Below are 22,632 nucleotides of genomic sequence, written 5' to 3'. Positions count from 1 at the left end.
TCTTTAGGTTTTATCTAAAATAGTACCAATATTAGTGTTGATTATAATTTACCAAAACAAATTAGAAAAGCTTATACTTTTAGCTTTTCTAATTTGTTTTGGTAGCTTTTAATCTCATCCCGAAGTTTTGCCGCCACAATAAAGTCTAAAGCTTTTGCAGCTTCTTCCATAAGTTTTCGTCTTTCACGAATTTTCTTTTCAAGTTCTGGTTTACTCAAATACTCGCTTTCTGGTTCAGCAGCTTTTAAAGCTTCCAAGTCATAACTATAAGTGCTAACAGAATTTTTTGAAAGCGCATTGTCTAGACTTTTATTTAATGCCTTTGGAATAACGCCGTGTTCTGTGTTATATGCAATTTGTTTCTCTCTTCTGTATTCAGTTTCATCAATGGTTTTTTGCATACTTTTTGTAATTTTATCCGCATACATAATAGCCTTTCCATTTAGATTTCTTGCTGCTCTTCCAACAGTTTGTGTTAGTGAACGCGCAGAACGTAAAAAACCTTCTTTGTCGGCATCTAAAATAGCTACAAGAGATACTTCGGGTAAATCTAAACCTTCACGAAGTAAGTTGACTCCAACCAGTACATCAAATAAACCTTTACGTAAATCTTGCATAATTTCAACCCGCTCTAAAGTGTCAACATCACTATGTATGTAACGGCATCTAATTTGAATTCTATCTAAATACTTAGTTAATTCTTCTGCCATCCGTTTGGTAAGGGTAGTAACCAAAGTACGTTCATCTTTTTCAATGCGTTGCTGAATTTCTTCAATTAAATCATCTATCTGATTTAAGCTTGGGCGTATTTCTATAATAGGGTCTAGTAATCCTGTTGGGCGAATAACTTGTTCTACATAAATGCCATCTGTTTTTTGTAATTCATAATCAGCTGGCGTAGCACTAACATATATAACTTGATTTTGAATGGATTCAAATTCTTCAAACTTTAATGGTCTATTGTCCATAGCTGCTGGTAATCTAAAACCATATTCTACCAAGTTTTCTTTTCTACTTCTATCACCTCCATACATGGCATGTACTTGAGAAATAGTAACATGACTCTCATCAACAACCATTAAATAATCATCAGGAAAGTAATCTAATAAGCAGAATGGTCTTGTTCCAGGCAATCTACCATCTAGATAGCGCGAGTAGTTTTCAATACCTGAACAATACCCTAATTCACGAATCATTTCTAAATCAAATTCGGTACGTTCTTTAAGGCGTTTTGCTTCTAAATGTTTCCCGATTTCTTTGAAATAATCATGTTGTTTTACCAAATCGTCTTGAATCTCTTTAATGGCACCTTGAAGTACATCGGGAGAGGTAACAAACATATTTGCGGGGTAAATGGTAAGTTGGTCGTATTTTTCAACCACTTCATTAGTTTGAATATTAAAAGCCTCTATTTCTTCAATTTCATCTCCAAAAAAATGAATTCTAAAAGCATCATCAGCATAACTAGGAAAAATATCAACAGTATCTCCCTTTATTCTAAAATTACCATGTTTAAAATCTTCTTCAGTTCTTGAATATAAACTTTGAACTAACTGATGTAATAATTTAGTTCTGGAAATAACTTGGTCTCTTTTTAAAGTAATTACGTTCTTTTGAAATTCTATTGGATTCCCAATACCATAAATACATGAAACGGATGCAATTACCAGAACATCACGACGGCCAGATAAGAGTGAAGATGTTGCGCTTAAACGCATCTTTTCGATTTCCTCATTTATAGATAAATCTTTTTCTATGAAAACCCCAGAAACTGGTATGTAGGCTTCTGGTTGATAGTAATCATAATAAGAGACAAAATACTCAACTGCATTATTAGGAAAAAACTGTTTAAATTCAGAGTATAACTGAGCTGCTAATGTCTTGTTATGGGCTAATACAAGGGTTGGTCTTTGAACTTCTTCAATGACATTTGCAACAGTAAAGGTTTTTCCAGAACCTGTTACCCCAAGAAGCGTTTGGTATTTTTCTTCTGAAACAATACCATTAACAAGCTGTTTTATTGCTTGAGGTTGATCACCAGTTGGCTTAAATTCCGATTCAATTTTAAACTGCATTTTGCAAAATTAAGCAAAATAATATGGCTTATCGTTTTAAAGTAAAGTGACCAGAAAATTCTCTTCCATCTTCTAAATATACTCTAAACCAATAATCATCAGTAGACATTATTGAACCATTAAATGTTCCATCCCAACCCTTTTCAGAAGGCCTTATTTGTTTTAAGAGTTTACCATATCGGTCATAAATTGAAACAATACTATTCGATTGATTATTACTATTTATACCTTTAATTTGCCAAAAATCATTGTGTCCATCTCCATTTGGAGTAAAGAATTTAGGATGTCCAATAACAGGAATAATAAGTTCTACAGGATCACATATAGCTTTGTCATCTTGAACAAATAGCGTGTAAAAACCAGCAGGAACATTATTAAAAACTGGATTTTCTTGATAAGGGAATGTAATGAGCCCAGTATCAGAAATAAGAGAGAATAAATACGTGCTATTACCTAAACTAGAAGGATCTATAATAGTTACGGTATTGTTTTCAGAAAGATCATCAATATCAACATCTTTTAGGGTAATATTAGCAATGTCGGCTACTTTTACATCTATAGTAAGAGACCTATCGCATAATGTAATAGGGTTAGTGAGTGTTATTGTGTATTTTCCAGGCTGCGTTATGTTTTCTAATATTAAGGTGTTTCCTAAAATACTTCCATCTTCATATGTCCATTGATAATAAAAAACCTCAGTATTATTAGCTTGACTAGGAACTAAATCAAAAGGAATAAAAGGAGAATCACAAACAATAATTTCTTCTTCTAAGTAAAAAACTGGTAAAGGATTTACAACAAGATTTATTTCTGTAGTAGCTGTACAAAACCTATTATTTGGATTTATGACTTCTACAGTAATAGTTTGATTTTCAGAAACAAATGGATTTGGAAGCGTTAAGCTGTCTAAGATAAGATTCCCGCTTTCATCAAGATAATCGTAGTAAATTTGCATGCCAGGTTGTGTGCCAAGAATGGTGCTAGTAAAACTAGAGGTGTCAAAAGGATAAAAGCCATCATCATCAATATCTCCAGTATCACCATCACAAACTACTTGTGTAGGAACAATGTCTGCAATAACGGGTTGTTCATCAACAATAAACTCTAATGTAGTTTCATCATAGCATGGGCCATCAGTGTCTTGTGTAGTATTATTAGTTAAAGTTATGGTTATAGTTTGAGATTCGGTTAAAAAAGGATTTGGAAGGATATTTGTTGTAGTTGATGAACCATCTAATTCTAAATAATTATAGGTTATCGTAACATCTGTAAGTGATTGACCGTTTAATACTGTAGATTCAACAGTAGAGGTGTCAAAAGGATAAGAAACAAAAGTATCTGTAGTATTAAAATCACATTCCCTAGAAATAGCTACTGGATTAGCTATAGGTAGTGCTTCAACAATTAGTAGGTCTGATAACTCTTCTAACCCTAAACAATTATTTCCTAATTCACTTTTTACACGTACCCAAACACTTTGGGTATTTGGAGAATTGATATTTTGATGATTTGCAATATCTAAAATTTCATTAGTTTCTAATTCCGCATCAATTTGGCTTTCATAAAAATGTACAGTAACATTGAATGTAGAAAAAAGAGTAGTAGAAATGTAATTTTCAATATGAGTTATATCGAATGTAGAAATACCATCTCTATCATTGGTTCCATCATCACACTGATATATTGATGTGGGGTTGTAAGTACTTAGTGTAGCACTTGATGGGCTTACTTGCAGGATAATAGGAACGACTCTAAAGCATCCATTAGTGTTTTCAACTCTAATCCAAACTGTTTCTGGAGTAAAACCTAGAGCATCTTGATAATTTTCCGGGTTTGAAATAGGGTTTGTATTCGTTTCTGCTTCAGTTTGAGTTAAATAATATGTGAAAATTAAACCTTCGTTTAAATAGTTTGTATTAATATCTCCTTTAATGTTATCAAGTGTTAAATTAAAGAATGCTTGCCCATCATTGGATGCATCATCGCATTGTAAATATATGTTTGGGTTATTTACAACCGGTAAACCATTAATGTTTAAGACGGCTTCATCCGAATAAATACCACAACTATTATCACTCCTATCCAGCTTAACACGATATAAATATCCATTAAAAGTTAAAGGGATATTGCTAATTGTTAAATTGCTTGTTAAAACGCCAGAATGTGTAGCATCTTCAATTAAAGCTGACCAATTTAGACCATCTGTACTTAATTCCCATTGATAGGTTTCTGCCTCTACAGAAACTACGCTAATTGTAGCCATAGAGAGTTCGCAGGCTAATGTATTTAAGGGTTGGGTTGTAATAGTAATTGGTGCATAGTCTAAATAATTAGGATTCGGTATAATGTATCCATCCGTAGCATTTGTAACTACCCCTGAGTCATTAGTAGTAACGACATTATCTCCTAATAAATCATCAGTATTACCATCAGAAAACCCAGCTTCAATTACATCACTACAGCCATCACCATCACTATCTAAATCTAGATAGCTAAAAATAGTATCTGTATCAAAATCATTTGGTGTATAACCAATAAGGTTACTATCTGGTGCAGTTTCTACCGCATCAGCCCAACCATTTGTGCCGTAATTAGGACCATCTTCAATACCATCTAAATTTGTGTCAGATAAAGTCCCAAACTCACCAGATTCTATTAAATCATAAATACCATCATTATCACTATCTAAATCATAAAAATCATAAATTGAATCTGTGTCTGAATCTAAAGGGGGGGCTGTGATATCATAAATATCGTCTAAACCATTAAAATCGGCATCAACTCCCGATAATGTAATTAATAACCCTGTATTTTCAATAAAATCTGGAATTCCATCATTGTCACTATCTAAATCAAATTCATCTTTAATACCATCATTGTCATTATCTTTTTTAAAACATGTTAATGATATGTTTCCATAAAATGTAGAAGAACTTCCTGTATTTGATAGTTTGTGAATAAATGAAAAACCATCAACTTGATTAGCATAAAAAGCATAAGGAGTATTTCCTGTTGGACTTGGGTTAATTTTAAAATGTATTTCTGAACCCGAAAGTTGTGTGACACCAGTTTCAAAAATACCATCAAAATTACTATCAATGAGTAAACGGTCATCAGGATTAATTACTGTAATGTTTTTGTTTACAGGCAAAATTCTTGCTATAAAGTATTCACCATCAGTAGAAATATGTGTGTTACTAATATCTTCACTGAATTTTATGTTTACGGATTCTGTAAAAGTTAATGAATAGTCGCTTTCGGCATCATTGGCAGGTGAAACCATGCTTGTGAAATCACCTAAGTTATTAGCATTTAATGTATTTATACCTCCAGAACTACTTGTTTGGGTGTAACTTGCGGAAGTTATAGTATTGTTTGTATAACCATCTTGGAATATGAGTTGCGGTACGTTTATGTTTTGAATATTTAAAATAACATCTCCGTTTGATTCTGTACAATTTAAAATTCCATCATTATCATTATCAATATCTATATTATCAATAATCCCATCATTATCTCTATCATCTGGACAGATGCTTACAGGTACTTCTATAGATTCAAGTTCTTCTCCTGTGCAGGTTATGATACCAACTAACTTATATTTTCCAGGTATAGAAGGTGTTATTTGAGACGTTGTAATCATTAAATCCATAAAGCCAGAGCCATCATCAAATAACCATTTAAAGCTATCAAAATTTTCAGCATTTGCAGCTTCTAAGGTTATATTAGGAATGCAGTTTCCAAGTGTTGCAAATTCTGCATTAAAATTAATTTCTGGAGGTGATGGAAAACCAGAATAAAAACTCCCTGAAGTCGCAGCACCACTATAATTAAAATAAGCGCAGTATAATTCGTCATCACTTGTGACAGTTATATTGCCATTGATATCTTTTATTTTGTATGTAATGTAGTCCGTTTTTCCTGTTACAGGATTTGGAGTGCCTAAGTTTATATTTCCAGTTATAGATGATGTAACCGTAACATTTGCAGTTACCTTAGTAACTATAGTTATACCTCCATCATAGGGTTTAAAGCCTATATTATTTATATTAGCGATATTATCTAAATTCCCTCGCGTTTCACAACTAAGTGGAGGTACAAAAAACATACCTTGGTTGGCTTCTGAAGGTGAACCACCATTGTTTAACCCACCAACACCTTGATATGCAAAAACAGGTTGGGAGGTTTCAACATACATATTACCATTACTACTATAATTATTGCCCTCTATGACAAAATACTCTCCGGTATTGATTGTAACGCCTGTAGCATTTCCATTAATATTTATAGAAGTATTGTTAGTATGGGCTACTAATAAAACATTTTCCCAATCATTTGCGCCGTCACCTTTAACAAAAATATATTCTGTGCCAATTTTACTTAATCCTACAATTTGATCTATTCCATAATCTCTGGCGTCACCACTACCAAAACTTCCATTAGCAGAACCACAATTAACAACAATTGGCTTATCTGAATTCACAAGACAACCAATTAACCCATCTCTATTTATACTAGTATCATTACTATTGATGGCTAAGGTATAGCTTTCACCTTCATCTAAAGTAACGTTTACAGGTGTTGATCCGCTGTAGTTTTGTATAATAATTCCACTAGGAAGATTACTAAAGTTAATTTCAGTATCATCTTCTGTTGCCATTACAGAAACAAAGTTAAGGTAATTGTCTTGTGGGTTTTCATTGGTATAACTACCAATTCTAAATGTGGTATCTAGAGCTGAAAGCCCTTTGCTAACTAGGGCACCAGCTTGATAACCTGCATTCATTCTAACAGATACGTAAATCACATCTTCTGATTCTATAATATAACCTTTGTTGTTAGTTACAACACTTGAAGCAGGTGATTGAATAAAAAGCTGTGTGTTTCCACCACTACCTATTGATATTTCGGCAGGGTTATTATTACTAACAACGCCAGTGATATAATTAACTTCTGGTTGCCCTATTGGTTTTATGGTATATGGGACATCAGATGTTCTTGGGGTTGATAAATAAATATACTGGTCTTGCGGAGATGAGCTTCCTGAGTTTGCAAATGTGAGTGGCGGTATATAGTGCGTTTTGCTTAATTGAGAAAACCCTTTAAAGCTTAAAAGGATAATTAGAGCAAATAAAAAACTTTGTAAAAGTCGATTCGTAGGCATTTTTTTTAAATAAGTAATAATTTAAAATGTTTAGGAAACTAAAATAGAACATTTAATATTATTGGACTTATAAAACCTTTGAAGGTTTAATTTTATAGGTATAATGTAAAGAATTAATAAGATTTTTATAATATTAGGTTTATCTTTTTAGTGCAAAATGACCTCTAATATTAAATGCCTCTCCATTTTGTACAATATCTGCAGAGAACCAGTAATCATCAGAGGGCATTTGTTGTCCATTAAAAGTGCCATCCCATCCAGTAGAATTATAAGGTAGCATTTTTAATAATTTACCATGTCTGTTATAAATATATACTAAAGTTCCAGGTAATTGGTCTGCGCCAACAATATGCCAGGTATCATAGGCATTATCATTATTAGGTGTTACAAATTTAGGAATATCAAATACAAAAACAGGCTTGGAAATATCCATGCATCCATTTAAATCTCTGACAGTTACAATATGCTCACCAAAAGAAACATCATTAAAAACATTAGAGTTTTCGGGTGTATTTTCAACACCATCTAAAATAAAGATATAATCTCCAATTCTAGAATTATTTATTTCGACAGTAATGCTGTTAGGGTCTGCAAAATTAACTGTTGGTGTGATTATTATTTCTGCTTCATCAGAAGGAATAACTTCAAAGTTGTGCGTGTAAGAGCAGTCGTTTCCAATTACATTTGGTCTGGTTACTGTTACAAAATAATTTCCAATATTTGCTGGGTTAATAATTATTTCGCTAGACGTTTCACCTGTAGACCATAAATAAGTATCTCCTGAAACTTGTGTATCTGCAATAACTCGTATAGGCTCATTATTACATAGTGGGATAATTTCATTTAAAGGGACAATTGGCAATGGGTTAACTCGTAAATTAAATTGAGTTGTACTAAAGCATCCTGTATTGTTATTTTCAAGTCTTACAAAAATTGTTTCTCCATTTACGGAAGGATAATTATTTGATAATGCATCAGTATCTGTTTCTGCATTACCTATTGTATCATAAAAAGAAATAGAATAATTAGAAGGACTCAAACCGCCTAGAATGATACTGTTATTTGTAGTTAAATCGAAATTTTGTACACCATCATAATCATTATCACAGTCTACTAAATCTGGAGGCGTATTCGCAACAGGGTTTTCATTTATTTGTAAAATAAAAGAAGTAATTATTGGGCATCCAGTATTAATATCAGAAATTCTAATAAAAATTTCATGACTACTTGCTGTATAATCAAATATACTATTTAATGGTGATGCATTGTCATTGGCATCAATTAGGTTGTCGTGATAAGATATATTTACTAATGAAACATCATCAACAACTATAGTATTAATTTGCGACAAATTATAGGTGTCATCAACATTATCACAAATGGGTATGGTACCAATTGTATTTAGTGTTGGTGGAAAATTTACTCTAAGCTCCAGAGGAATTACATTATAACAGCCCGTTAAGCTATTTGCCACTTTAATAAAAATAGTTTTTGCAACTGAATTAAAGTTTAATGGGTCAGAAATTTCATTTGAATTATCTAATCCATCAGCTGGATTAATGTCAGTTTCATTTTCAAAATAGTTTATTATCAGATTGCTTTTTACTCTATCTAAAATTTCAAAGTCTACAGTTTGGGTATCTAAGTCGTAAAAAGTTAAATCGAAAGTTGCAAAACCATCAGAGGCTGGTGCGCACTCGGTTAAAGAAGGCACGCCCACAAGAACATCTGGAGCAGCTACAATGTTAATACCAAGTTGCTCAACAGAATAACAAAAAGAAGCGTTTTCTAGTCTTATATAAATACTCTGTGGATTGGAAACATTAGTATAGGTATCAGATAAAGGACTGTCATTATCTTCAGCCTGTTGGGGCGTTAAATGAAAAGAAATGTTTAAAGGGTCTGGAGAAGTTAACTGAATTTCATTGGCTTTTTCAACTAAATTAAATTCATGGATACCATCATTACTTGGGTCGTCACAAACTAAAAATGGTATTATAGGGGCGTAAACTGGGTTTCGAGCTACTTGAATTTCAATTGAACCTGTATTAAAACATGCTGAATCTGTAATGTTTTCTACTCTAACGTAAATAGTTTTAGATTCAGAGTTATATGCTGTATCCTTAGGTATAGCGTTTCCTAAATTACCATTAAGGGCATCAATTTCATTTTCAAAATAGTAGACTTCTTTATTTGTTTGTCCATTTAAAACTTCCAGATCGGTATCTTGTAATATAAAATCTGCAAAACTGTCTCCATCATCTTCACATACTTGAAAAAGGATATCTGTTGGTATAATTGGCTCTGTATTTATAATGGCTTCAAAGGATACAACAGAATAACAACCTGTACCACTTACAGCATCTTCAACTCTTATATAAATAGTTTGAGTATCTGTATTATATGCGTTTCTATCTGAAACGGGAATAGCATTGGCTATAATATTATTGTCTGCATCATCAAAAGTTGTAAACACATCAATATTTAATCCGGCTCTGCTATTTACGGTTTCGTCAATTTTGGCTTCCAAATCGATATCATCAAAACCATCATCAGTACAACGAAATTCATCTATGGGTTGATTTGTAGGAGGAGCAACTAATATTTGTATTTGAAAAGGGTTAACGGTGGCACATCCAGAATTTATATTTTCTATTCGAGCATAAAGCGTTTCAATAGGAGATGTATTATTATAAAAAGGAGGTAGTTGGTTTGCGGTGTTATTGTTGTTGGCATCCGTTTCATCTAAAAAATAAGTGACTGTGAAATCTGTATTACTTCCTGTAACAATATCGGTTACAGAATCAGGGTCTGTAGATTGTAAATCGATGCTTGCAAAACCATCATTATCATCATCACAATAGTTTATTGTTACGTTTCCAAATAGTAATATCGGGTTAACTAATAATGTAATCTCTGCACTTTCTAAACAGCCACCATCTTCAATTGTTATATACAGTACTTGTGGGCTTAGTGCTGAATAGGGAGCTGTTTTGTCTAATGGGTTTGTTCCATTGTCTCTGTTGTTTTCATCATCATAAAAAGTTACAGAAATACTATTGGGTAAGTCATTAGCAATAAAGTTTTCAATAGTGTTTAAATCAAATTCTAATGAGTCAGTAGAATCATCATTTGTATCACAAAGCGCAAAATCTCCTGTATCTGTTCCTGTTAATAATAAATTAGTATGAATTTCAAATGGTACTATGGTAGCACAACCTGTAGTGTCGTCAACAATTCTTAAGTATATAGTTGCAGAACCAGGCTCTAGTACAGCATTAGTATATTGATAGTTTGTTTCATCGGCTATAACATTTGCGTTCATTTCAGCATCTTCAAATGTTGCATGAAATGTGGTTGAAACTCCTGTTAACCCATTTAAAACACTACTAATTACTTCTGTTAAATCAAAAGTGGCTTCACCATCTAAATCTCTATCACAAGCATCAATGTATTGGGTGTCTCTGTTAACAATTGGACTAACTGTAACATCAACATCTAAAGTTGTGTTTGATACACAGCCTGTTACGGTATTTACAATTCTTGTGTAAACGGTCTCTGGGTTAGTAGAGTTTATATAAGGTGATGGTATTGGGTTATCTCCTGTACTAGCATCTAAGGGGTTATAATGATAGGTAACAAATAAATTGGGGTCTCCAGATGTAATTTCATCATCTTTTTCTGTTAAATCAATAATTGCTAAACCATCAGGTATATCATCATTATCACAAATTTCTAAAGGGGTCGGGTTGACTATATTAGGAATAGGGTTAACAATTATGTTAAAAGTTGTAAAAGAAAAACAATCACTATCTATGTCTTGAACTCTAACAAAAATAGGTTGTGGATTTGATGTGTTTGGTATAGGAACTGTTATTGGGCTAATGTTTAGCCTAGCATCATTATCCGAACGATGATAACTAAATGTGTAATTAGAAAAAGGAATGTTAGCGATAACTTCTGAGTCTTTTGTGGAAAGGTCAAATATTTCAATTTCATCTCCACTTGAATTAATATCACACAATTCATAGTCGCTAACAGGATCCATAGGCTCTTCTGCGTTAATAATAACAACTATTTCGTCTTCTTCAATACAAGTTGTTCCATTTACAGGAACTGAAGCTTGAACCAGATAAGTACCATCTTGAACAGCAGTATAAGTAGGTCCTACAGCTCCACTAATTAAAACACCATCTCTATACCATGCATATGAAACTAAACTATTTTCTAAATCGGCATCAAGTGTTACAAAACTGGCACAGGTTGTAACGTCTTCTCCCAAATCTAAAACTCTAAAACTATCACCTTCAATGAATACAGCAGAATCGAAAGTACCATCGGTTTGGTCGGCAATTATTAATTTTATGTGGTAGGTTACATTTGGTAAAATTGTACCAGAGGCTGTTAAAACTGTTGTTCTACCATTATAATTTGTGTCTCCTAAATTATAGCCTTGAAAATATTGATTGTTTTCTGCAGGACAAACACCAAAAATCTCATCATGTATAGTATTTGTGTTTACAGGTGTAGAGGTGCCTGGTACTACGGCTATATTTTGATAAGGGTTTGTTGTTCCTGCTTCTCTGATTAGAAAAACAAAACCATCAGAGAATTGACATGGATTAATGCCAAAATATTCTTCTGAAGCTAGCAAATAATTAAATTGAAACTGATTTGAAATTGAAACAAAATCGAATTCTATAGATGTAGCATTTACAGTATTTGTAATGCCTAATGCAGTTTCTAAATCGGGATCAGTTCCCCACGTATTAGAACCCTCGCTTAGGGTTGGTGTTATTTGAGCGTTACCACCAGATGCAGCACCTCCTGTAGATAACATAATTCCATTTTGAAAAGGGAAGCTTGAACTTGCTCTTTCGAAATAAGCATAACTGGAAAGGCCACTTGAAGCTCCATTTATAGATGAATTGATGTTTGTAATATTTACACAGCCATTAACTAAATTGTTTTCTATTAGAGGCTCTAAACCAACAGTGTCATCTACAGATATTTGCTGAGAAAACACAAAATTGCTACTAAAAAACAGTATAAATATGGTGAAGTGAATAAATCTCATAACCTAGTAGGTGTTCTTTAGTTCTTTTTTTTGGTTAAGTAATACAATTTATTGGGGCTAATTTGAGCCCAAAAATAGATATAATTTAGATGAAACGCAAAAAAAATCGATTAAAAGCAGTTTTATTAGTTTTTTGTGATATGGTTTTTAGTTAATTAATGCAAAATGATTTTTAAATACTCTACCATCCTGTAGCTGTATTGAAAACCAGTAGTCATCACTTGGTAATTTTTGGCCATTTAGCAATCCATTCCAACCTTCGCCCAAAGGATCTAATTGTTTAATTAGTTTTCCATATCTATCAAAGATTTGAATTTTAGTATTGGGTTGAAACATACTTGACACACCATATACGTTCCAAATATCATTCACGCCGTCATTATTAGGTGTAAAAAACCTTGGAAAACCAATAACAGAAACGATTTTATCTATATTACCACAATCATTTTTAATATCCCTAACAAAAACAGTATAAATACCTGGAAATACATTTTCGAATATATTACTATCTTGATAAGGTTGTATAGTATTGCTGTTTTCATCTACTAAACTATACTGATAATTACCCTCTCCAGTAACATAAACCGTTATTATATTATTTTGTGAAGCATCTATTACATCAAAAGCAGGAATCTCAAAAGTTGCAATATTTGAAGGTTCTACAGTTACAGTTCGCACTTTAGAGCAATTATTAGTATTTGTTACTGTAACAGTGTAAACTCCAGGTGAATTAATTTGAATTTCATAATCACTTTCTCCAGTTGACCAATTGTATGTATAATTATTTGGGTCGTCGTTTAAAATTGCTGCATCTATGGATTTAGTGTCCGGAAAATGATTTAAACAATAATAAAATAAATCTTCAGCTTTTATATCTGGTAAAGCAAACACATAAAGAAAAACTTGACTTATACCGAAGCAGTCATTAGCATTTTCTACACGAGCATAAACGGTTTGAGTATAAGGATTGGTGTTTGTAAATGTTGTATTTAATGGATTTTGTTCTAAAACAGAGTCATTAAAAGTTGCATAGTAAACAATATTTAGTCCACTTGGAAGACCAAATAAAATGTCACTTTCTGCATCATTTAAATTAAAAGTATGTAAACCATCTTCAACACCATCATCATCACAAGCAGTTAAAAATGCATTATTAGAATCTGTTGCAGTAACATCTAGTATTAATTCTGAATTACTAGTACAACCAGTTGTATTATTAATAACTTCAATAAATATAGTTTGCGGATTTATGGTATTATTAAATGAATCTCCGCTAACTTCAATAGTTCTTAAGGTGTCCGTATAAAACTTTACAGATCTATCTGTAAGGCCTCCGGTAAGTGCATCAATAGATTCGTTAAGATTAAAAGTTGTTAATCCATCAGCCAACCCATCTTCATCACATTGAATTAATGTATCATTAAAAGCATCAGGAGCTTCATTTACTCTTAAATTTAATTCTGTAATACTTCTACAGTTTGCATTAGTTACTTCTTCAATTCTAATAAAAACCTTTTCATTGAAAGCGGTTGTATTATAATAGGAATAAGGAAGTGGATTGATATTGTTTTCAGCATTAAATCTGGAAGTATAATAAAATACGTTGAAATCTGCCGAATTTTGTCCGTTTAAAATCTCATCAATTCTGGTTGATAAATCAAAAATTACTTGTCCATTTTTATCATCTGCATCATTTAGATTATCACATAAAATAAAGTCTGTAGGGACAACAAAGTCTGGCCCTAAATTAACATTTAATTGAAAATCTGTTAATTCAAAACAGCCTGTTGTATTGTTTGTTATTCTCGCATAAATAGTTTGCGGATTTCTAATATTTGTATAAGGACTTGCTAAAGGGCCAATGCCAATATTAGCATTACTTGCAGATTCATGGTAAGTAACAGTTACGTCAGTTTGCGTTCCAATTATTGGCGTAGTATTATCTGATAAATTAAACTCTACAAATCCATCATCAAAAGGAGCTAAATCATCACATTTTTCAAAGTCTAGGGCAGCTCCAGATGAGCTTGATTCGTCTGTTGGTGGTTCTGAAAAAGTTGCACTACCTGTCCATTCTAAGTTAAAAGGGCTATTTCCAATAGGTCTGTCAATGACTATAAAATAGGTTTCTCCAGCATTTACATCTAGCCATCTTACAAAACTATTACCGCTAGCTCCTGGACCTTCGGAAGTGTCTGTTTCTGTACCGTTCATACCAGTTTCATTACTTGTTAAACCAGCATTTTGAGGATTTGTTGTTGAGCATCGAATAGCCTGTCCTATACTACCACAAGCTACATCCGGTCCGAAAACAAAAAAATCATAATCTTCAGTAATAGCTTTACTGTTTGGGGTTAATGTAAAACCTAACGTGCCACTTGTTATGGGAGTTACACTAAGCCAAACACTATTGTTTTCTTGACTGGAACAAGTGTTTGATCCCGATAGTTCTTGAGTGCCAACACCGCTAACATCTAGTGTGATATTAGAATTTCCACATGCAATAACAGTATTAACACAATCTGTGGGTTCTTGTGATATTGCAAGGTTTGAAAAGAATATTACAGTTAATATAAGATTAAGCTTAAGTAGTAATTTCAATACGCTAATATTTTAAAGTAAAGTGATTTTTAAATAATCTGCCATCTTCTAGTTTTACTGAAAACCAATAATCATCCGCTGGTAAAACATTACCATTTAAGGTACCATTCCATCCTTTTTCAGTAGGTGAAATCTGTTTTAAAAGTTTTCCAAATCTATCATAAATATTAATTAATGAATTTGATTGAAATTGTTCTGAAACACCTAAAATTTGCCAAGTGTCATTTACGCCATCGTTATTAGGAGTGAAAAACTTTGGATAACCAATAACTGAAACTGGTAAATCAATAGTGCCACAATTGTTTTTGATTTCTTTCACATTAATAGTATATATACCAGGATAAATATTTTCAAATATATTACTGTCTTGAAAACCTCTGTAAATTTGATTATCAGCACCTAATAAAGCAAATTGGTAAGTGTCTAAACTATCTTCATTAATAAAAACGGTAACTGAAACGTTTGAAGAAAATTCATTATTAATATTAAAAGAAGGTGTGCTAAATGTAGCGGTGTTAGAAGGTTTAATAATTACTGTTCTTGTTTTGAAACAACCATTAGCATTGATAACATCAACGGTATAGGTACCAGCTTCATTTATTTGAATTTCATAATCACTTTCTCCATTTGACCAATTGTAAGTATAATTATTAGGAGTATCATTAATAAGAGCAGCGTCAATAGAAATGGTTTGTGGGTAAGTATTTAAACAATAAAATATGGTCTCATTTTCAACAATATCTGGTAATTTATCTATTGTTAATTCAATTTCATTTATACCAAAGCATTCATTATTGCTTGTAGTTTCTACTCTATAGAATATTGTTTGGGCGTATGGTGTTGTGTTTTGAAATTCTAAAATTTCATTTTCTTCTACTAGGGCATCATTCAAAGTTTTAAAAAATTTTACTCGAGCATCAGTTATAGGGATAAGTAAGCCATTTAATATTTCTGCTTCATAGGGCTTAAGTTGTAACAAATTTAATCCATCAGGAGAATCTTCTTCATCACAAACAGGCTCTGCCTTGTAAGTAGGTACTTGAGTATTGCTAACACCTAGACTGAGGGTAGCTGTTTCAAAACACCCACTAAAATTATGAGTTACTCTAGTAAATAATAGTTCATTTGGATGGTTGTTTTCATAGTTTCCAGGATGTAATATGGCATTAGCGCCATTAGTAGCATCATTCGCGGTATTATGGAAAGTAACTGTTATTTCTTCTGAAGGATTGGTTATAATTTCATTAGCTTCAGTTAAATTAAATGTCGTTATACCTATTGAACTTAAATCTAAATCACATTGAAACAAAGAAGCATCCATAGCAGTAGGGTAATCAAAAAATTGAACAGTCGCTTGGCCTTGAGGGAACCCACATGAATTAGTAATTACAGTGCCTAAAGGTTCTATTACAACTTTGTATACTCCACTTTCTGAATATAATCCAGTTTTTGACAGAACTAAATCAAAATCTGATTCTGGGAGTAAAATATCATCACGAGTCCATATATATTTTGCCCCAGGAATATTATCAACAACCAATGTGTAAGAGTCATCTTCACATAATGACAAATAAGCTGTAGAATTTCCATTCTTTATAATGTCAATCTGTTCGTTGAAAAAAGAAGCTATAAATGGAGGAAGTCCTTGGGTAGAGTTTCTGCTACCCAGATTGACGGCATCATGTTGATAAGAAGCTGCAGTTCCTATTACGTTTGGATTGTTAATTGCTCCTAGTCCATTCAAACCTTTATTGTACGTTTCACTTAAGGATCTATATATTTTTCCATTAGGTCCTAATTGTAATGCGCTACGGTATAAATTTCGATTATCTATTACAACTTGACTACTTTCAATATCTGTGGCATTTAAATCATATTGTAACAGAACAGAGGTGTGATTTGCAGGGTTATCATTATTAGCACTATTTATTCTATCAAAAAAATTATTTGTGGACGTTACATATAACAATTCACTATTAGGTGAAAACTCAATTCCATAAGGTTTATTATTGATGCCATCAATATTTATTTGATTAGAATTGCGAACAAGACCTGAATCAGAATCAAAATCAAATAAAAATAAACCAGATATAACATTTGCACAAGCCAATTTCGAACCACTTGGGGAGAGTTTTAAATAACCACGACGATCTGAAATAGTAATTGGTAATGTACTTTTTATTGGAATGGAATTAACACCAAAGCCATTAATTTCAAAGGCATAAAATGTGTTTAAAGAAGAGGAGGGGGCTATAAAACCAGATGCTGTTGAAAGAGCAATAACCCATATAGATTTTGTATCACAATCTTTAACTACAGCTGATATTTTTTCGGCACAATCAGGAATTAAATTTGTGTTTTTACGTGTTACTTCTCCAGCTCCAGAGTTTGCTGAAACATCAACAATAGAATAGTTTAGACCAGTAAGGGTTTGATTTGAACCTACAGTAAAAATGTAATAAATATTAGGTTCATTTGGTTTGGGAACCACAATTGCAGATTGTGCGCTAGACTCATCACCTAATAAATCATTTCCGTTTGGCATAACATCATGAACCGAATTGTAAACGGTTGTACCATCTGTATAAAACAATAACTGACCACTAGAATCTGAAATTGAAGCACAACCTTCTCGAGTATTAATTTGACCATCAGAAAGAGGTGTGACTCCACCTGTAAAAATATTAAATTTTATCCCAGCATTTTCTCCAAAGTACCAAGTAGATGCTTCGTTTTGAGCATATATAGATAGACTAAATAGGCTAAAAATTACGAATAATATAGCGTTTTTCATTTTTCAGTAGCAAAAGCTACCAAATATATTATAAATCTCGCTTTTTTAATAATCTAAACGATAAAAAGATGAATAAGGCTGTCCAACACAAAACAATAAGAATTTCGTATCCATGTGCACCATAATCATAAGCTAATTGGGCTTTATCTGGGAATTTAGACATCGCTACTCTTTGAAAAGGCTGGTCAATTAATTTATACATGGATTTTAATGGGAAGAAATTTTGAATTTTATCTGCTAAGTTATTGTTTGATTGCCACGCTATTAAGCCAAATAATATCCACTCTAAAATAAACAATATAAATAGAAATGCTAATGCAAATGCAGATCGTTTTACTAACATACCAAAGAATAAACACAAACTAAAGAACCCTATTAATTTTACAAAATATGCCATTAAAAACTCAATACCTCTAAATATTATTGAAGGTTCTGTGTAACTTGAATAGTATAAACCTATAGATAATGATATAAGACCAATAAGTATGGTTGAAATTAATGAGAAAAATATAATAGCATAAAACTTCGATAGTATGAACTCCTGTTTACTTAAACCATCAATAAGGTTTTGTTTTATGGTTTTGTTACTATACTCGTTACCAATCATACTTACTACTACAATAGCAAAAAAGAATTTGAATTGAGAAGCGAAAAACGTAGTAAGATGCCAAATTATAGGGAAGTTAAAAACGCCTAATTCACCTAATTCTAATGTGAAAAAACCAAAAACATTAATTTTTAATGATGATAATAATATCACAAAAAATGGTAATATAAATGAAACGAATATGAGTATTTTACTTGTTCTGTTAAGTAAAAGCTTTTGTAATTCTAAATTTAAAAGTCGTAACATCTGGTTAATTTTAATTGTTGTCAGTTAATTGTAAAAATTGCTCTTCTAAGCTTTCCTTACGCTGTATTAAATGGGTTAGAATAATACCTTGTTCAAAAAGGAGTTTATTGAAATCGTCAGATTTCATTGGCTCATTTAAAAAAGCTGTAACTAAGTTTTCGTGAACTTTAACTTTTTCGAATGATTTATGGTTTTCTAATAAGGTTACTAACTCTTTTTCTTGATTTGATTTCAGTTCAAAGAAACCATGACTTGAAATCATCTCGTCAACTCTACCAGAATATAGTTTTACGCCTTTTCTCAGCACAACAACGTGAGAGCATACTTTTTCTACTTCATCAAGTAAATGTGATGCTAATAAAATGGTGGTGCCTTTGGCTGCAATTTGCTTTATAATTTCTCTAATTTGATGAATACCTTGTGGGTCTAAACCGTTTGTTGGTTCGTCTAAAATTAATATTTCAGGGTCGTTTAATAGGGCAGAGGCTATGGCTAAGCGTTGCTTCATCCCGAGAGAATAGGTTTTGAATTTACTGTCCTTACGTTCTAAAAGTCCAACTATTTCTAGTTTTTCATCTATTTTGCTTTTATCAACACCTTTTATTTTACAAACTAGTTTTAGGTTTTGTACTGCCGTCATGTATGGGTAAAAGTTTGGTCGCTCGATTATAGCTCCTACTTTTTTTAATGCATCGTGTGTTGATGTGTTTCCGTCGAACCAATGAAAGTTGCCTTCGGTTTTATTAACTACATTTAGTACAATACCTAAAGTTGTAGATTTTCCACTTCCGTTTGGGCCTAAAATACCGTAAACATTGCCTTTGTTTATGGTGAATGATAAATCTTTAACTGCGGTTAAGTAGCCAAATTTTTTAGTAAGATTGTTAATTGTTAGTATAGATTCCAAGCTATAAAGTTTTTTTGCCAACTGAAGATGCCAGCAATGGTTAGTTATTTAAGTAAGACGAGCGTGATTAAATTTTGTTACATCTAGTAAATATATTCTTTTTAAAATGATGTATTATCGGTATTTTGAAATGAAAAATGACTTTAAGTTAGGTTTTGTATTGGCGGATGAGTGCGTTAGGGATAGAAGTGGATAGCCCACAGCCTGACGAAGGAAGTGCGAGGACTTGTAACGGATAGCCCGACCCTTTTCGGGTAACGCCCAAATAATTTTAATCAAAAAAAAAGACCATTTAAACAAATGATCTTTTTAGTTTTCTATATTTTGATTCTAGATTTCTTGAATTTGACGAATCATTTGATTTGTGAATCCCCACTCGTTATCGTACCAAGTCATTACTTTTAGTAAATCGCCATCTACAACGCGCGTCATGCTTAAATCGACGGTTGAGGCAAACGGACTTTTAACAATATCTGAAGATACGATAGGCTCATAAGTTGTAGAAAGTACTTTTGCGTAACGGTTTGTAGCGGCTTCTTCCTGTAAAATGGCGTTAACTTCTTCTACAGTGACGTTTTTTTCTGTAACAAATGTCATGTCTGAAATGGAGCCTACTGGGATTGGGACACGCAAGGCAACACCATCAAATTTATTAGTAAATTGCGGTAAGGCTTTGGTTGTGGCAATGGCTGCTCCTGTTGAGGTAGGTACTATGTTTGCTGCTCCTGCACGACCCATTCTGTAATTCTTTTTTGACACAGAATCTACCATATTTTGTGATGCTGTGTAGGCATGTACGGTGGTCATGATTGCTTTTTTTATACCAATTCTACGCCCTAAAACTTCAACTACGGGGCTAATATTATTTGTGGTACAGCTGGCACAAGAAAATATGCTTGCTTTACCGTCTTTGGAGTTTACACCATGTACTACCGTTGGTGTGTCTGCACTTTTTGTTGGCGCAGAAATAACAACTGTTGTAGCTCCGGCAGTAATATGTTTTGCAGCATCTTCACTCTTTGTAAAGAAACCTGTGCTTTCAATAACTATGTCTATGTTGTTTTCTTTCCAAGGTAATTCTTCTGGGTTTCGGTTGGAATAGTATTTTATTTTTTTTCCATCTATTATAAGATGGTTATCATCGTGAGATACTTCTTTTTCGTAGATTCCGTAAACGGTATCGTATTTTAGTAAATAGGCAATATTATCTGTAGTTACTAAATCGTTTACAGCAACAACTTCTAATCCTGGTGTGTCTAAAATAACTTTTAAAGCGGCACGCCCAATACGCCCCATTCCATTAATGGCAATTCTTTTCATGTGTTTTTAATTTTATTTGTTTTTAGTCTTAATTACTTGTATTCCTTACTTTTTTAAAACGTGTTTTTAAAGTCTTTATCAATCTATGATATTTGTTTCAAAATTTAGTTAAATTAATATTAATTTTAAAAGTTGAATTTATTCAATTAGTTTAATGTTTAAAGGGTATACATTATGGGCTTAATAAATAAAAGTGTATATTTCATTTAATATTTTAGTATAAATGCAAGATTTAAAAATTTCTAAAAGAAAACCATCTTTTCCGGTAACACCTAAGTTACACGAGTATCTTTCTAAGTATAATAGAAATGTTAAGATTCCTATTTTTTATGATGATTTGCTCCGTTTTCAAGGTTCTATAGTTGTTTATGATAAAGAGGATAATGATACTTTGTGGGTTCGAGTGTATTATAATGAATTTGAAAGAGAAGAAATTGATTCTGCATTAAAAAAAGTGTACACCATTTTTCATTCTGATGGTAATGAAAATATTTTACCTTTTTTAAGTGTTGATGCTGTTGATTACTGCACCTTTGGTAATTCTAAGCCTTTTAGGATAAAAATTAGAAATATTTTAAATGATAATTCTACATACTTCTATGTTAAAGTTGCTGATGCTTCAAGGGTTTATGGTTTAGAATTAGAGCATATGCTTTCTCCTTATAATTTAAATTTTTTAGTTTTTGAAAATACTTTAATTGAGGAACATATTGCAGGAATTCCAGGAGATGAATTTATAAAGAATATGCTACCTAAATGTAGCAAGTCTGAAAAATCTCAAATAGCCAAAGAGTTTGTAAAGTTTAACGAGCGTTGTATGATTCGTATGTTAGGAGATATGAGGTCTTACAACTATGTTATTGTACCTACGCATGATTTTGATAAGGTAGTTTATAGAATAAGAGCTATAGATTTTGATCAACAATCTTATGAAGGTAAATTTAATATTTACAGACCGCAATTTTTTAAAGAAAATTATGAAATGGTTCAGCTGGTTTCAAATAGTATTCAAAAACTATCTATAGATCAATATAAAACTGAAGAACGTTCTATTTTGGTAAAACGACTTAAAAGTTTTTATAATAGAATGGGACGGTTAATAGCATGTATGGAAGCTAGTGATATTTCAACTAAGGAAAATGTAAAATTGTTGAAAATGACTGTTTTTGATTATACCCACGATGTAAACTTTAAAAAGAGCAAAAGTATGGGGGAGATTCTAAAATATTCTTTAGAGTTCTTAACCAGAAATTACGAAAATGTAAATCCTTTAGAAAATAAGTATCGTTAATTAATTCCAGTTTTCGTTGAAGTCTAAATCTTCGTAGTCATCAACATCAATGCCGTCATCAAATTCGTTATAGTTGTCATCATCATCTGTTTCAAATATTTTTTCTGGAGCTGTATCAGGAACTTGCCCTTGTACAAACATGAGGTTTGGATAATCGTTACCTTCAGTTTCATCAACAATTTCAGCTAATTCTACATAAAAGGTCCACATGCTCATAAAATCGTAAACATATATAAGTTTTGTTTGTGCCTCATGCACAACACCATCTAAAGATGTTTCATTCATTAATCGAGCAGAATTATCTTCACTTAAATCAAACAATGATATTTCTTCACCTTGTTCCCAAATATCATTACTAATATAAAATGATGCCATTTCAGAACCATCAAATCCAAATGATTGTGTGATAATATTATGTAGGTCTTCAAGCGTATCTGTTTCTCGAATTTCTAAATCGCGAAAGATATCTTCTTCAGTATCATTATCTAAAATTACTCTAAATCTGTAAATCATTAACTATGAAATTATGCTACAAAGGTAGGCTTTTTTT

The 22,632-nt window shown here is 32.2% G+C and carries 10 protein-coding genes; 1 reads left to right on the top strand and 9 read right to left on the bottom strand.

All coding sequences use genetic code 11. The features are described from left to right. Window positions 1–71: 71 nt before the first annotated feature. The 8 genes from uvrB to gap form a co-directional block, all read right to left on the bottom strand. The gene (gene uvrB, locus Q0870_RS02395) at window positions 72–2,075 is read right to left on the bottom strand and encodes an excinuclease ABC subunit UvrB (protein ID WP_298550731.1); all 2,004 of its coding nucleotides are present in this window, start codon (window positions 2,073–2,075) and stop codon (window positions 72–74) included. Between the two features lie 28 nt (window positions 2,076–2,103). Next, the gene (locus Q0870_RS02390; RefSeq protein ID WP_298550730.1) at window positions 2,104–7,239 is read right to left on the bottom strand and encodes a T9SS type B sorting domain-containing protein; all 5,136 of its coding nucleotides are present in this window, start codon (window positions 7,237–7,239) and stop codon (window positions 2,104–2,106) included. 139 nt (window positions 7,240–7,378) lie between these two features. Further along, complete coding sequence (locus tag Q0870_RS02385; RefSeq protein ID WP_298550727.1) at window positions 7,379–12,316, bottom strand: choice-of-anchor L domain-containing protein; 4,938 nt, start codon at window positions 12,314–12,316, stop codon at window positions 7,379–7,381. A gap of 147 nt (window positions 12,317–12,463) precedes the next feature. Further along, entirely contained in the window at window positions 12,464–14,917 is a 2,454-nt protein-coding gene (locus Q0870_RS02380; RefSeq protein WP_298550725.1) for a T9SS type B sorting domain-containing protein, read from the bottom strand. A gap of 4 nt (window positions 14,918–14,921) precedes the next feature. Further along, a complete protein-coding gene (locus Q0870_RS02375; RefSeq protein WP_298550723.1) occupies window positions 14,922–17,711 on the bottom strand; it encodes a T9SS type B sorting domain-containing protein in 2,790 nt (929 codons plus the stop codon). 28 nt (window positions 17,712–17,739) lie between these two features. Next, entirely contained in the window at window positions 17,740–18,564 is an 825-nt protein-coding gene (locus Q0870_RS02370) for an ABC transporter permease subunit (RefSeq protein WP_298550721.1), read from the bottom strand. A gap of 10 nt (window positions 18,565–18,574) precedes the next feature. Continuing rightward, window positions 18,575–19,471 (bottom strand): ATP-binding cassette domain-containing protein, encoded by an 897-nt coding sequence (locus tag Q0870_RS02365; protein ID WP_298550718.1) that lies wholly within the window; start codon window positions 19,469–19,471, stop codon window positions 18,575–18,577. A gap of 330 nt (window positions 19,472–19,801) precedes the next feature. Continuing rightward, the gene (gene gap, locus Q0870_RS02360; protein WP_298550716.1) at window positions 19,802–20,791 is read right to left on the bottom strand and encodes a type I glyceraldehyde-3-phosphate dehydrogenase; all 990 of its coding nucleotides are present in this window, start codon (window positions 20,789–20,791) and stop codon (window positions 19,802–19,804) included. 223 nt (window positions 20,792–21,014) lie between these two features. On the opposite strand from gap, the gene Q0870_RS02355 reads away from it, so the two are divergent. Next, window positions 21,015–22,082, top strand: a complete 1,068-nt coding sequence (locus Q0870_RS02355; RefSeq protein WP_298550714.1) for a hypothetical protein — start codon at window positions 21,015–21,017, stop codon at window positions 22,080–22,082. Here the strand turns inward: Q0870_RS02355 and Q0870_RS02350 are convergent, their stop codons facing one another. Then, window positions 22,083–22,595: a hypothetical protein gene (locus Q0870_RS02350; protein WP_298550712.1), complete on the bottom strand. Its 513-nt coding sequence runs from the start codon at window positions 22,593–22,595 to the stop codon at window positions 22,083–22,085. Between the last annotated feature and the right edge of the window lie 37 nt (window positions 22,596–22,632).

The organism is uncultured Algibacter sp., assembly GCF_947487575.1.
GTDB lineage: Bacteria > Bacteroidota > Bacteroidia > Flavobacteriales > Flavobacteriaceae > Algibacter_B.
Note: the sequence above shows the minus strand (reverse complement) of the source record. Positions and strands in the feature narration are given on the sequence as shown.